This window comes from Faecalibacterium sp. Marseille-Q4137 (assembly GCF_017377535.1).
GTDB classification, from domain to species: Bacteria; Bacillota; Clostridia; order Oscillospirales; family Ruminococcaceae; genus Faecalibacterium; species Faecalibacterium duncaniae.
The window spans coordinates 19,122-31,922 of record NZ_JAFREK010000014.1 but is presented as its reverse complement, the minus strand read 5'-3'; the positions used below and the strand labels follow the sequence as shown (position 1 = coordinate 31,922).

Annotated in this window: 22 protein-coding genes; 17 read left to right on the top strand and 5 right to left on the bottom strand. The window is 53.9% G+C overall.

Going from position 1 to position 12,801, the window contains the following annotated elements; all coding sequences use genetic code 11:
* The first annotated feature begins 10 nt into the window (after positions 1-10).
* The 17 genes from J3353_RS07435 to J3353_RS07360 all read left to right on the top strand — a co-directional run bounded on the left by J3353_RS07435 (position 11) and on the right by J3353_RS07360 (position 11,365).
* Positions 11-385 carry a DUF2634 domain-containing protein gene (locus J3353_RS07435; RefSeq protein WP_112122016.1) on the top strand — a complete coding sequence of 125 codons (375 nt, stop codon included), beginning with the start codon at positions 11-13 and terminating at the stop codon, positions 383-385.
* A complete protein-coding gene (locus J3353_RS07430; RefSeq protein WP_227622871.1) occupies positions 378-1,565 on the top strand; it encodes a baseplate J/gp47 family protein in 1,188 nt (395 codons plus the stop codon). The genes J3353_RS07435 and J3353_RS07430 overlap by 8 nt, the downstream gene beginning before the upstream one ends.
* On the top strand, positions 1,558-2,406 hold the full coding sequence (locus J3353_RS07425) for a hypothetical protein (RefSeq protein WP_207684537.1): 849 nt from the start codon (positions 1,558-1,560) through the stop codon (positions 2,404-2,406). Before J3353_RS07430 ends, J3353_RS07425 begins: the two co-directional genes overlap by 8 nt.
* An 11-nt stretch (positions 2,407-2,417) precedes the next feature.
* Positions 2,418-3,512 carry a hypothetical protein gene (locus tag J3353_RS07420; protein WP_207684536.1) on the top strand — a complete coding sequence of 365 codons (1,095 nt, stop codon included), beginning with the start codon at positions 2,418-2,420 and terminating at the stop codon, positions 3,510-3,512.
* Positions 3,513-3,541: 29 nt separating this feature from the next.
* A complete protein-coding gene (locus J3353_RS07415; RefSeq protein WP_112122020.1) occupies positions 3,542-4,567 on the top strand; it encodes a hypothetical protein in 1,026 nt (341 codons plus the stop codon).
* A 63-nt stretch (positions 4,568-4,630) separates the two neighbouring features.
* Positions 4,631-5,044, top strand: a complete 414-nt coding sequence (locus J3353_RS07410; protein ID WP_207684535.1) for a hypothetical protein — start codon at positions 4,631-4,633, stop codon at positions 5,042-5,044.
* 4 nt (positions 5,045-5,048) lie between these two features.
* A complete protein-coding gene (locus tag J3353_RS07405; protein WP_207684534.1) occupies positions 5,049-6,689 on the top strand; it encodes a DUF6273 domain-containing protein in 1,641 nt (546 codons plus the stop codon).
* A 213-nt stretch (positions 6,690-6,902) separates the two neighbouring features.
* On the top strand, positions 6,903-7,088 hold the full coding sequence (locus J3353_RS07400; RefSeq protein WP_207684533.1) for a hypothetical protein: 186 nt from the start codon (positions 6,903-6,905) through the stop codon (positions 7,086-7,088).
* A gap of 6 nt (positions 7,089-7,094) precedes the next feature.
* Complete coding sequence (locus tag J3353_RS07395; RefSeq protein WP_207684532.1) at positions 7,095-7,553, top strand: hypothetical protein; 459 nt, start codon at positions 7,095-7,097, stop codon at positions 7,551-7,553.
* A 7-nt stretch (positions 7,554-7,560) separates the two neighbouring features.
* The gene (locus tag J3353_RS16580) at positions 7,561-7,767 is read left to right on the top strand and encodes a DUF6273 domain-containing protein (RefSeq protein WP_370569179.1); all 207 of its coding nucleotides are present in this window, start codon (positions 7,561-7,563) and stop codon (positions 7,765-7,767) included.
* Positions 7,768-7,937: 170 nt separating this feature from the next.
* On the top strand, positions 7,938-9,116 hold the full coding sequence (locus J3353_RS07390; RefSeq protein ID WP_207684531.1) for a reverse transcriptase domain-containing protein: 1,179 nt from the start codon (positions 7,938-7,940) through the stop codon (positions 9,114-9,116).
* Positions 9,071-9,400, top strand: coding sequence for a hypothetical protein (locus J3353_RS07385; RefSeq protein WP_133300819.1), 330 nt, complete (start codon positions 9,071-9,073; stop codon positions 9,398-9,400). Before J3353_RS07390 ends, J3353_RS07385 begins: the two co-directional genes overlap by 46 nt.
* Before the next feature lie 17 nt (positions 9,401-9,417).
* Positions 9,418-9,579, top strand: a complete 162-nt coding sequence (locus J3353_RS07380) for a hypothetical protein (RefSeq protein WP_165852641.1) — start codon at positions 9,418-9,420, stop codon at positions 9,577-9,579.
* Between the two features lie 3 nt (positions 9,580-9,582).
* The gene (locus J3353_RS07375) at positions 9,583-9,978 is read left to right on the top strand and encodes an isoaspartyl peptidase (RefSeq protein ID WP_120081560.1); all 396 of its coding nucleotides are present in this window, start codon (positions 9,583-9,585) and stop codon (positions 9,976-9,978) included.
* A gap of 68 nt (positions 9,979-10,046) precedes the next feature.
* Entirely contained in the window at positions 10,047-10,355 is a 309-nt protein-coding gene (locus tag J3353_RS07370) for a hypothetical protein (RefSeq protein ID WP_207684530.1), read from the top strand.
* 12 nt (positions 10,356-10,367) lie between these two features.
* Positions 10,368-11,027 (top strand): D-Ala-D-Ala carboxypeptidase family metallohydrolase, encoded by a 660-nt coding sequence (locus J3353_RS07365; protein ID WP_207684529.1) that lies wholly within the window; start codon positions 10,368-10,370, stop codon positions 11,025-11,027.
* Between the two features lie 17 nt (positions 11,028-11,044).
* Positions 11,045-11,365: a hypothetical protein gene (locus J3353_RS07360; RefSeq protein ID WP_207684528.1), complete on the top strand. Its 321-nt coding sequence runs from the start codon at positions 11,045-11,047 to the stop codon at positions 11,363-11,365.
* A 177-nt stretch (positions 11,366-11,542) separates the two neighbouring features.
* Here J3353_RS07360 and J3353_RS07355 read toward each other — a convergent pair whose 3' ends face one another.
* The 5 genes from J3353_RS07355 to J3353_RS07335 form a co-directional block, all read right to left on the bottom strand.
* Entirely contained in the window at positions 11,543-11,731 is a 189-nt protein-coding gene (locus J3353_RS07355; RefSeq protein WP_120081564.1) for a hypothetical protein, read from the bottom strand.
* Between the two features lie 10 nt (positions 11,732-11,741).
* Positions 11,742-11,942, bottom strand: coding sequence for a hypothetical protein (locus J3353_RS07350; RefSeq protein ID WP_120081565.1), 201 nt, complete (start codon positions 11,940-11,942; stop codon positions 11,742-11,744).
* Positions 11,943-11,959: 17 nt separating this feature from the next.
* A complete protein-coding gene (locus J3353_RS07345; RefSeq protein ID WP_207684527.1) occupies positions 11,960-12,241 on the bottom strand; it encodes a hypothetical protein in 282 nt (93 codons plus the stop codon).
* A gap of 11 nt (positions 12,242-12,252) precedes the next feature.
* Positions 12,253-12,483 (bottom strand): hypothetical protein, encoded by a 231-nt coding sequence (locus J3353_RS07340; protein WP_112122202.1) that lies wholly within the window; start codon positions 12,481-12,483, stop codon positions 12,253-12,255.
* An 87-nt stretch (positions 12,484-12,570) separates the two neighbouring features.
* A complete protein-coding gene (locus J3353_RS07335) occupies positions 12,571-12,708 on the bottom strand; it encodes a hypothetical protein (protein WP_165852650.1) in 138 nt (45 codons plus the stop codon).
* Positions 12,709-12,801 lie beyond the last annotated feature (93 nt).

Here is a 12,801-nt window from a genome sequence, read left to right as displayed (position 1 = left end):
GAGGGGAAGAATGGCAAACATTACTGTTCTGGCATTGGATCCTCAAACAGGAGATTTGTGCTTTGATGCCAATGGGATGCTGATGCTCCGTGAGGATGCAGAAGCGATCGCGCAAAACGTCAGAAACAATCTTCTGACATGGAAAGGCGAATTTCCACTCAATACCGATCATGGAACCGACTGGGAACGTGTTGTGCAGCAGCCCCGCAGTGAAGCGGTGGATGAAGCGGACAGCGTTGTGCGGTCGAGCATTTTTCAGGAACCGTATGTGCAGGAAATCAGTTCTCTTTCCATGACGGCCGATGGCCGGGCGCTCGGTGTGGAATTTTCGGGTGTCCTGTACAATGGCGAAACAATCAGAGTGGAGGTGAACACTGGTGGATGAATACGGATGGGGCCTGACCTCAGCTGGTTTCCGCCGCCCGACATACAATGAACTGCTGGATGCTCTGGAGCATAAAGCGAGGGAATTGTTTGGGGCAACGGCGAACCTGACCGTCAGAAGCCCTCTCGGCCTGTTCCTGCGCATTTTTGCATGGATACTCAATATCCTGTTCTCTGTGCTGGAAGATGTCTACAACAGCCGCTTTGTGGACACAGCGGTTGGCACCTCGCTGCTGAACCTCGGTAGAGCCATCGGCCTACGTGTGCTGTCTGCCCAGAAAGCCAGCGGCTATATCATGGTGACTGGCCCGCCGGGGGTCATAGTACCGGCGGGATGGCTGGTTGAAACTGCGGCCGGCATCCAGTTCTTTGCTGTTTCGGATACTGAAATTGGTGCAGAGGGTACGGTCATGGTGCCGTTCCGCTGCACAAGCACTGGCCCGGATGGTAATGTGGCGGCGGATACGATCACCACCATCACAAACCCCGGCTCGGTAGCCGGTATTACGGCTGTAACAAACCCGGCGGCGTTTACTGGCGGTAGAGAACGGGAAACGGATGAAGAATTCCGCGACCGCTACTATGCCAGCGTGGACTATGCCGGCGGCGTGAATGCGGACAGCATCCGTGCCGCCCTGCTCCAGAATGTTGATGGCATCATGGAAGCAAAGGTGTTTGAAAATGATACTGATGATGTGGATGACTACGGCCTGCCGCCGCACAGCATTGAAGCTGTTGTTTACGGCGGTCTGGACAGCGACATTGCGCAGATCATTTACAAAGAACTGGGTGCCGGCATACAGACGACCGGCCAGAAAGTGATTGAGGTTATCACCGCTTCCGGAGCAACAAAGGCAATTCACTTCAACCGGCCGCACCCGGTACCTGTCTATGTGAAAGTGGTCGGGCTGTCTACCAGCGGGGACTTCCCCCATGATGGAGTAGACCAGCTCAGAGCGGCTATTGTCGCATACATCGGCGACAACGAAAGCGGCGGGGTGAGCATCGGCGAAACTTTGTATCACCAGCGGCTTCCGGCGGTGCTGTACAAGGTTCCCGGTGTTTTGGATTTCGATGTACTGATCGGTACGGACGCGGAAAATCTTCAGGCGGATAACATCCCGGTGGATAGCCGCTCCAAGGTTGTCACGGATGATGGGATGGTGACCATCGATGCGTGAATACGGCTATCTTGAAAAGATGCTGGACATACTGACAGACCCCTATACCCACCGGGATCTACAGAATGTCCGAAAAAACCGTAAGCTGGAAACGAACATCGGAAAACTGTTTTCCCTGCTGGCAGATGGCTTTGAGGTCATCCATAAAAATGCCGAACTGGTTCGGCTGTGGGATGACCTTGAAAATGCTGAGGGCGCAGTCCTTGACCGCTATGGAGCCAACTTTGGTGTACAGCGCGGTGCAGCAAGTGATGCCCTCTACCGAATTTTAATCCGGGTCAAGATGCTGGCACAGCTTTCCGGCGGCGATGGCGATACCGTCATCCGGGCAGCGGGGGAGCTGCTGGGTGTTCAGTTTTCGGATATCGAGTTGCAGGACGTGTACCCTGCAAAGGTCGCACTGTATGTGGATCAGAGCTTGCTTTCTGAGGAACGGCTGGCGCTGATAGATCAGATTGCAGTTGCCCTCAAGCGTATTCTGACCGCCGGTGTTGGCCTACGCCTGTATCTGCGGACCTACCGCACATACCGCTATGACCTGAACATTGGTCACGGCGCGATGGTAAATGTGGTTCGCTGGCTTCCTCCCGTTTCACAGGACCGCAGCAGCCGGGCAGATTTCAAAATCGGCCACGGCGGCTTTACCGAAGCTGATTTCTATCCGCCGATTGTTGGAAAAGACCGGCTGTTTGAAAGCCGCTTTGAAACATCAAGAGGAACCTATCTGCCGCCTGTGATCGAGGGCGTATACCCTGACACTGTGCAGACGGCCACCATGGCGCATGAGGGCGTGCGTGGCGCTGTTTACCATACACACCTCAAGCCCAGAAGAATTGATTAAGGAGAGAGCTTATGGCGAAATATGAAGACGGCAGCTATGGGTCTGCCGCCGGCATTGCCCTGATCGCAAAGGTTCTTGCTGGCCGCTGTGCGATGAAATACACGCGGGTGGCCGTGGGCAAGGGCAATATCCCGGACGACAAGACCCCGAAAACCATGACGGAGCCTGCCGATTATGTCATGGATGCCGTGATTGCGGGCATCACCAACCCGGTGGATGGTGAGTGCCAGGTCACGGTGCAGATCAACTCGGCAAATGTGGACAAGGGCTTCTACTGCACGGCGGTTGTCCTTTATGCAGAAGACCCCGATGAGGGCGAAGTCCCTTATACCTATCTTGTGCTGGAAAATGAACCTGAATGGATCCGCCCGGCAAGTTCGATTGTGGGCAAGCTGGCTACCATTGATCTGATCGCCGCCGTTGGTGATGTTGATACCGTGACGGCGGCAATCGACCCGGAAGCCATTGCAACGGTGGCGGCAGTAAATGACCTGCTCCAGCGGCACAATGAAGACCCGGAAGCTCATGCCGGCATCATCATGGATGCAGTGGGTTCCGCCATGAAGAAGCTGGAGGAGTCCGGTCAGATCATTGATCAGAAGACTGTTGAGACTATGATTCGCAAGGAGATTGCGGAACATGGCAGCGGTGGGTACTACGGTACATACTTTCTGACGTTGGCTGCATCGGGCTGGGAACAGGCTGATGAAGAAAGCCCGGACTACAGCTATATCTATACCGCAGAACTTCCCGACAGTACGAGCGCCCTCATTCCGAGCGGCGCACCTCTGCTGGGAAGTTTTCATATTGCCGAAGATGCGGGTGTCGTGAACGGATGCGAAACCGGGGATGGAGTGGTGAAATTCTACTCCAAGGAAGTCCCCGCCGCAGACATTTCCACTTGCATCATTCTGTTTGGCAAGGGAGGGGGTGGAGAGAGTGACTTGACCGTTGCGACCCGCGAACAGCTGGGACACGTTAAGATTGGTAACGGAATCGAAGTGACCGAAGACGGCACGATTTCGGCCAATGCAAAGGTGTCCGAAGATCAGATTGCAACTTCGGATGATACTTCCGAAATGCTGAAAGAAATTTATGGTGAGTAAATCACAGAAAATTTAGGAGGAAAACTACTATGGCTTACAATGAGAAACATCTGGTAAAACTGGCTGACCTGAAGGCACTGGGTACCAAGCAGAAAGAGGTCGCCGATGCTCTGGCGGCGCGTGTTGATACTCTGGAGAATGTTGGCTCTCAGGCCAACGTCCTTGAGGGTGTCAAGGTGAACGGCACTGCGCTGGCTATTGCCAATAAGATGGTTGACATCCTGATCGCCACTGGCTCCAAGAACGGCAGCATTTCCGTGAACGGTGCTGATGTTGCCATCAAGGGGCTGGCCGCTCTGGCTTTCAAGGCAAAGGTTTCTCAGTCGGATCTCGATGACGCGCTGGCTGCTGTTCTGGAGGGCAAGGCTGACAAGGCAACTACTCTGGACGGTTACGGCATTACTAATGCCTACACCAAGGATGAGATCAACGCCAAGATCAGCGCTGTCTATAAGCCTGCTGGCTCTGTGGCCTTTGCTGAACTGCCCTCTCTGTCTGAGAGCATTCTGGGCAATGTGTACAATGTCACCGATGCTTTCACTACTACCGCCAACTTTGTTGAGGACGCGGGCAACAAACATCCCAAGGGCACCAATGTCGTGGTGGTCAAGGTCGGCGATGCCTATAAGTACGATGTGCTGGCCGGTTTCGTTGATCTGTCCGGTTATGTTGAAAAGGAAGCAGGCAAGGGCCTGTCTGACGAGAACTTCACTGCGGCCCTCAAGGATAAGCTGGACGGCATTGCGGCTGGCGCAAACAAGTATGTCCATCCCACCCACACCGCTGCTGCGAGCGGCTTGTACAAGACCACCGTGGATGAAGAGGGCCATGTGACCGCCACCACTCCTGTGACCAAGGATGACATCACCAAGCTGGGCATCCCTGCGCAGGATACCACCTATGACGAGGCTACCACTGCCAAGGCTGGCCTGATGTCCGCTGCGGATAAGACCAAGCTGGATGGCATGGGCGCCACCATCAATAAGGCCATTGCGGACCACACGGCTACCGATGCCGAGGTGTCCGAGATGCTGGCCGAGGTATACGGCGAGTAAGTTCATAAGCATGGATAGCGGCGGGGATGTCCCGCCGCTTCCTTTTTTCGGGAGGTGATCCTATTGAGCGAAAAGCTCACGACCCTTTCCCAGCTTCGGGCTGTGTCCCAGAAGTCAAAAGATCGGGCGGCACAGGTGGCTGATGCCGCGGCCGCTGCTTTGGATGAAATGGATGGAGTAAAAGCGGATAAAACGGAGTTCGTTTCTTTTTCTATCCCTGCAACTGGCTGGAAAACTGACAGCAGTGTTCCCGGCTATACGAACTACATCGACATTGCAATCAGCGGCTTAACGGCGGCTGACTATGTGGCGGTGGATGTTGCCCCGTCCAGTAGCGCAGTGGCACGAGCGGCAAATTTTGTTGCGACCGAAAGCCGTGCCGGCATCCTCCGGCTTCGTGCGGCATCGGTGCCAACAGCTACGATTTCGGCGCAGTACCACATCATCACGGCCGCAACAGCGGCAAAGGAGGGTTAATCTTATGGCATGGGGTCCTTTTAATGCTGGCGGTGGCGGCGGTTCGTCCGGCGGCACTGCGGCAGATATTTCCTACGACAACAGCAAGTCCGGCATTTCGGCGGCGAATGTGCAGGAAGCCATTGATGCGCTTTCTGTGCTGACCCTGACGATTCAGGCCGTGCCCGCCCAGAGCGGGAGCCTGACCTATACCGGCTCCACCCAGAGTCCCACATGGAAAGGCTATGACAGCAGCATGATGACGATCGGGGGCGTGACCTCCGGCATCAATGCTGGCACCTATACGGCCACGTTTACGCCCATCGGCAAGTATGTCTGGACGGACGGCACGCAGGAAGCCAAGAGTGTGTCGTGGACGATTGGCCGAGCCGCGGTCAAGAATGTGCCGGCACAGACCGGTAGCGTGACTTACAATGGCTCGGCGCAGTCCCCGTCGTGGAGCAACTATAACAGTTCTCAGCTGACGATCGGTGGCACGAGCAGCGCAACCAACGCTGGCAGCTACAGCGCCACCTTTACCCCGACTTCCAATTATAAGTGGTCGGATGGGACGACTACGGCCAAGAGCGCTTCGTGGACGATCGGAAAGGCGACCGGCAGTATTACGCTGTCCGCAAGCAGTCTGAGCCTGACCTACCCGAAAACCTCTGGCACCATCACTGTTACGCGGCCTGGCAGCGGTACGGTGACCGCATCCTCTGGCAGTACGAACATTGCAACGGTAAGTGTTTCCGGCACCACCATCACGGTGACCGCAAAGGCGACCGGCAGTGCCACTATTACGGTCAATGTGGGTGCAGATACCAACTATACTGCACCGTCCAGCAAGACGTTCACGGTGGCCGTTACGCTGGTGTCCAAAACGCTCAGCAGCAACAGTTGGGCAGTCATCAAGGCCGTGAGCGATGCTGGTCAGGGTGCAAACTACTGGTCTGTTGGTGCCACGAAGTCCGTGACAATCAATGGCAAGGTGGGTGCGACTACGATCTCCAGCTTGAAAGTTGATGCCTTTATCATCGGTTTCAACCACAATTCCGGCAAGGAGGGCAGCAACCGCATCCACTTCCTGTTGGGCAAGATCAGCGGCAAGTTTGTTGGTCTGGTGGATAGCAGCTACAGCAGCACGACTTCCACGTCTGGTGCATTCACGATGAACACCAGCAACACGAACTCTGGTGGCTGGGGGAGCAGTCAGATGCGGAGCAAGGTGCTTGGTAGCGCAAGCTCTCCCACCAGCCCGACCGCCAACACGTTGCTGGCCGCACTCCCCTCTGACCTGCGGGCGGTGATGAAGTCCTGCACGAAGTATACGGATAATAAGGGCGGTGGCAATACCGCCAGCAACGTGTCCTCTACCACGGATTATCTGTTCCTGCTGTCCGAGTATGAGGTCTTTGCAACGCACCAGTATTGCAATGATGCGGAGCCGAACTATCAGGCACAGTACGATTACTTCAAAGCGGGTAACAGCAAAGTTGCCAATAAACATTCCGCCACCGGAACGGCGGCGGTCTGGTGGCTGCGGTCGCCTTACTGCAGCTACATCGACTACTACAACAACTTCTGCGCGGTTTCGTCGTCGGGGTCGTTGGGCTATTACAACGCTAACTATGCGTATGGTGTTGTGCCCGGCTTTGTTGTCTAATCCCCCGCAGGGATTCTCGACTTACTCAAGCCCACGGAAGTGGGCGGAAAACAGCAAACTTTCCTAAAAAAATTCAAAGGGCGCGTCAGCGCCCCGCGCGATTTTTTGAAAAAAGATACTGAAAGTGCTATCACTCAACTGTCTTATGAGTGCATACACGGCACGAAAAACGCTATACAATACTTTCAAAACCTGTTTGTTAGGAGGTATTGTATGGCAACTAACAAGCGCGTCTTTACACTGCGCCTGTCCGATGAAGTTTTTGATAAGATCGGCGTTCTAGCAACAAAAGAGCATCGGTCCATCACGAACTACATAGAGTATGTGCTGCTCAAGCATTTGGAAGAAGTTGAGCGAGAGCAAGGGGAAATCGATCTCGATGACCCCGAAGGAGACTAAAGTATCATGTCAGTTTTGAAATCCAAGCGCACAGAAAGCAAGGCGGAGTATGTGAATGTCGCCAATGCGATTTACATTGAAACGATAAACTTCCTGACCCGCATTTCCGCAAGGTATTCCAGATTGATTGCAGAACCGGTTGCAAAGCTGGCAGGCGAGGTGATAGACCACGCCGAAAAGGCAAACAGCATCTATCCCTCCGACGATCAGCGGCGCCAGCTTCGTAAAGCACATCTTCTGGAAGCGCGGGCATCCCTGATGGCGCTGGATGTTCGGTTGACTCACTGCTATCTCATCATGACCCAGAACCCGCAGGGATGTTTCACAACTCCCTCAGGGAAAAGTGTCGATGCGAAGAAAGCAACTGAAAGACTGGACAAAATGGCTCAAAAGTTGGGTGAGCTGATTGACAGGGAAAACGACCTGCTGCAAGGCATGATCGGAACGGTTAATCGGAAAGCCTGATTTTTAAGTGGGTGTATCTCTGTCAATTCCTGCGGCGGCGGTCTGGTGGCTGCGGTCGCCAAACTACAACAACATCAACAACAACAACAACTTCTGCGCGGTTTCGTCGTCGGGGTCGTTGGACTATAACAACGCTAACAATGCGTATGGTGTTGTGCCCGGATTTTGCAATGCTTGGTCACATGGAGTAGCCATAGGTGAAAGACGACCATAGCAAAAGGAGAGGTACTTCCCTGAGGGTCAAACCTCTAAAACTGCTTTTCGATATGCTGACACGGACGCTTCTTGCATGGCGCGGGATGCATCTTACCGCGTTTCATGTGCCAGCATAAAGCAGATTAGACGATGCCCGACAATTTATCTGTACGAGGAGCGAATAATTTTATGACAAGTCAGGAGCGCCATGAAGCGCGATACCAACGCCGCCGGGCAGCACGCCGAGCCAGACAAGAAGCCCGGTGTGCCGCCCTCGGTTCGTTGGAAGAAGTATTTAGTTACCACACGATGTTCAAATATGGCCGGAAATGCTGCAACGGTGTACGCTGGAAGCAGAGTACGCAGAACTTTGAGCGGCATCTGTTTTCCCACACAGCGAAGCAGCGGCGGCTTATTTTGACAAAAAGGTGGCGGCCTAAGAAATACGTTCATTTCACGGTCTGTGAACGCGGCAAGATTCGTGGGATTGACGCTCCTCATATTACAGACCGACAAATCCACAAGGTCATCAGCAAGGAAGTGTTGGAGCCGCTTTACGACCCCAGCATGATCTATGACAACGGTGCAAGCCGGATTGGTAAGGGGCTGCACTGGCAGATCAAGCGCATCAAACAGCAGCTGGCGCGGCATTACCGCAAGTATGGCCGTGCGGGCGGGGTGTTGCTGCTCGACCTGAAGAAGTTCTTTCCTTATGCACCCCATTCTATCATCTATCAGCGGCACCAGCGGTATATCCTGAACCCTGATTTTCGGCGGATAGCAGATACCATTATTGATACTGCTCCCGGCGAATTCCCGGGCCGTGGGATGCCGCTGGGCGTTGAGCCGAGCCAGCAGGAAATGGCGGCGATGCCCAGTGCCGTGGACAACTGGATCAAATGCCAGATGTCCACGCACAGCGCCGGGCACTACATGGATGATTACTGCATCATTCTCCCGGACATCGAAGATTTGAAAAAGCTGGGCCGCGCTATCGTGCGCCAGTTTGAAATCCGCGGCATCCCGGTCAACAAGAAGAAATGCAAGATCATCCCTCTGACAAAGCCTTTCCGCTGGTGCAAGGCTCGTTTTACCTTGACCGAGACCGGGAAAATCAAAGTCAATGGTAGCCGTGACGGCGTGATACGCGCACGGAGAAAACTGAAGCTGTTCCACCGGGAATGGCTGGCCGGGAAACGTACCCTGCAGGAGGTGGCGCAGTATATGAACTGCCAAGAAGCCTACTATAAAAATTTTGATGACCATGGGCGGCTGCTGCGTCTGCGGCGGCTTTGCTATGCAATTTTTGGAGGTAGAGTGCCTTGTTCAAAATCATCAAAGCCAGTGATGGCACCGTCCTTGCCTTGACCGAGGACGTGACCTACATCAAAAAAGCCGACAACGGCTGTTATATCCTCTGCCCGGAGCCTGATGCTTCGGGCATTTCTTATGCCGGCACACCGTATCATCTGCTCGATCGTGACCCTATGGGGGACGATTTGGAAAGCGTTATGCTGGAGCAGACCGATATTGGAAGCTGGGTCACGGAAACCCAAACCGCCATCGAGGATGCTGATGCTCTCAACGTGGATCAGGCGTACCGCCTGACCCTGTTGGAGCTGGGCATCACTGATGATACCGATGCTTCTTGAGAAAGGGGGTGAACTGAATGCTGTATCGTACTTGCAAGCGCATGATTGAAAAGGGCAACACCGCTGGCATGGCAACCAAGCTGGATGTCTTTTACGCTGCCAACAAGCTGACCGAGGACGAGTATAACGAGCTGACCGCTCTGCTCGCCGAGAAGACCGAGAAGAAAGAGCAGGTCTAACCCATGGAGCATGAACGCTTTATCGCCCGCCGCCGGGCGCGCTTCGACGGCATAGATGGAAAAGTGAATATTCCCTATGGAACCGCCCTGACTTGTCAGGACGGTTTTCTTATGCACAAAAACCAGCGCGTGTGTGCTGTAGGGAGCCAGAACGGCATGGACTGCTTTGTGCAGGACGATGACGGTAACGGCACCCTGCGCGGGGAACTGGTAGGGAACATCCAGCGGTGCCTTGAGCGCCGGGATGCGGACTATCAGACCCGCTGGAACCGGGTTTGGGCATCGGCACTCTGCCAAAAGTACCGCCGCCCGGAGTCCGAAGACTACTGGCTGTGGGCGAGAGCGTTTTTTGATGCTCCGATTTTTGATTTGCAGGCAATCGCCGCGCTGGTTCAGTAACCAGCTTGTGAGACCGAACAGGGGGCTTTGCCCCCTGTTTTTTTGTAAAAAATCAAAAGGAGGTTCGGATGGACCAGCCTATCACAAGGGCCGAGCATGAAGAATTCAGGCGGCGGCTCGAAGAAGAAAACTCCCGTCAGGACAGGCGGATTGCACTGCTGGAGGAAAGCGTGAGCAAAATGGGCGCGTTGTCTACCTCTGTTGAAAAACTGGCCTTGAGTATGGAAAGCATGGTCAAGGAGCAGGAGAAACAGGGCAAGCGGCTGGAAACGCTGGAAGATCGTGACGGTGAAATGTGGCGCAAGGCCGTTGGGTACGTTGTGACAGCGGTCATCGGCGTTTTTCTCGGATATGTGTTCACGCAACTCGGTTTTTAGGGGGTGTTTTAGATGAGCATTATTTCGTTTCAGAGCGGGGACAAAACTGCGCTGACCAAAGATTTTGCGCGGTCGGAATTTCAGTGTCCGTGTGGATGCGGTGAGCAAAAGGTGGATCTGGAACTTGCTGAGAAGCTCCAGATCATCCGGGATAAGGTGGGTCAGCCCATCAAGATCACCAGCGGTTACCGCTGCATTGTTCACAATGCCAGCAAAACCGTGGGCGGTAGTCCGAACAGTAAGCACCGCTTTGGAATGGCTGCGGACTGGCGACTCAAAGATCGCGGACTGAACCCGGTAGCGCTTGGCATCTTGGCGGTGGAAGCCGGTTTCGGTGGCGTGGGTATCTACTGGTACGGAAACTATGCTTTTGTCCATGCGGACACCCGCAACGCAAAGGCAACGTGGCTGTGTGATGCAAAACTGCACTACCCCAGCACCACCTACCTGAAATTCATTTTGCCGACCATCCGCCGGGGCTGTACCGGGGATGCAAACAGAGCGGCTACAAAGATGCTCCAGCGGTTGCTGGGGCTGACCCCGGACGGCATTTTTGGAGAAAAAACCGAAAACGCCCTGCTGAAAGCGCAGGAGAAGCACAAGCTGGCCGTGGATGGCATCTGCGGCCCTGCCAGTTGGCGGGCAATTTCTGGGGCCAACAAGTATCTGTGACATAGGAGGAAACCATCATGGAAGCTATTCTGAGTTTTATTCCCGTGCCTGTCGCTGTCATTCTGATGGCGGCGGGTTTTGTTTCGCTGGCAGTCGGCGGTATCCGGCTGGGCTACAAGGCTACTGTTAAGAATCTGGCGCTGGATCTGGTGAACCGGGCTGAAAAGTCCATTATGGGTTCGGGGCAGGGGGCGAAGAAGAAAAAGCAGGTCTTCGCCGCCCTCCGCGCCAAATGCCCGGCCATCATCCAGTGGGCAATCACGGATGAAGTGCTGGATGCGGTCATTGAGCGTGCTTTTGACGCTATGACCGCGGCGCTGAGTACCAAAAAGGCTTGACGGATATAAAAACGCCAGTTAAAATAGAACCACTTGAAAAGCTATGGCTTTTGTAGAGAGCGGCATTGCCTGTGGGCAGTTCCGCTCTTGATTTTTACATTTCGCCGCCCCGGCAGCATACAAAATCCCCCTGCATTGACTTCATCGGCCAGTGCAGGGGGATTTTTTGTTTGCAGATTACCAAATACCGCCGTCATCGGCTTCCTCATCTGGGGTGAGGGCTTCCAGCATATCCGCATCCAACTTACCCAAATCAAGGGAAATGCGCTTGCCGGTATAATAGCCGATCACAGTCAAAACCGTGCCATTGAAATTATATTGTTTGCTTCCGCGCAGGATGCGGAGAGCCTGCTCCAAATCATTCATATAGTAAACCTCATCCTATTTTGGTAATGTAAAAGCGGGTGGATCCTTTTGTCCAAGGGTTGTGCTTGTCTTCTTCCTCGAAGCGCTTCTTCATGGAAAGCGCCTGTTCTTCTGTGCAGGTTCCGCCAACGATTTTGTCATAGCTGTTTTTCACATAGTATTTGACACCGACGGCGGCGCCGTGCTGAAGCGCCTGCTCAAGCGTAAGCATTCAGTTCATACCTCCCATCAATCACCGAACATCCGGCGCTCAGCGGCTTCCTGGCGCTCTTTTTCAATCATGGCGGCAATCCGGGACTTCTCTTTGGTGCTGAACCCCCAAGCCTTTTCGCAGGGGATGGCAACAATGAAGCCGTCCTCATGGATGCCGTATTCATTGAAATCTTCGTCAACGTACCGCTTGCAGTTGTGCGGCCGGTCGTTGAAGTCGTATTCGACCTCATCAGGAATGCGGGTCAGCTTGCCCTTGATGGGAAAATTGTTCAGCTTTGCAAACTCTCGGATGGTCATGGCGCTTCTCCTTACTCAATCGCTTCTTCAATGCTGCTGGTGGCATCTTCCAGACTGCTTACCGCATCGGACAGGCTTTCACAGATTTCCTCGGTACGCTCGTACCGCTCGCCGCTCTGGAAGTTTTCAGGGATGTTGTCCCGGTATTCTTCTTCCTCGGTCTGGATTTCCTCAAGCTGCATCTGGAGGGTTTCAAGCTGGTCAACGATGGCCTGCAGGGCCTTTCTGCGCTCTCTGTTCATATATATTCTCCTTGATTTTTCATCGGTGGGTGGTTATAATTAAAAAGCGAGGGCGGCGGCTCCTACCCGCCGCCCTGCTCTTACGGATTACTTGTTATCCGTGGGGGTCTCGTTGCTCTGAATGATTCTGTTGGGTTTAATCGTGATCGTTATCCGCTCTGCAAGATCGGGATGTTCGACCAAGATTTCCAGCAGCTCTTTCAGAGCTTTTACTTTTTCATCCATCGGTCTGTTCTCCTTTCCGGTGAGCTTCCCGCTCCTCCTGACACCTATATTATACATCTTTTTGATTTACTTGTCAATGAAAAAGATAAACTT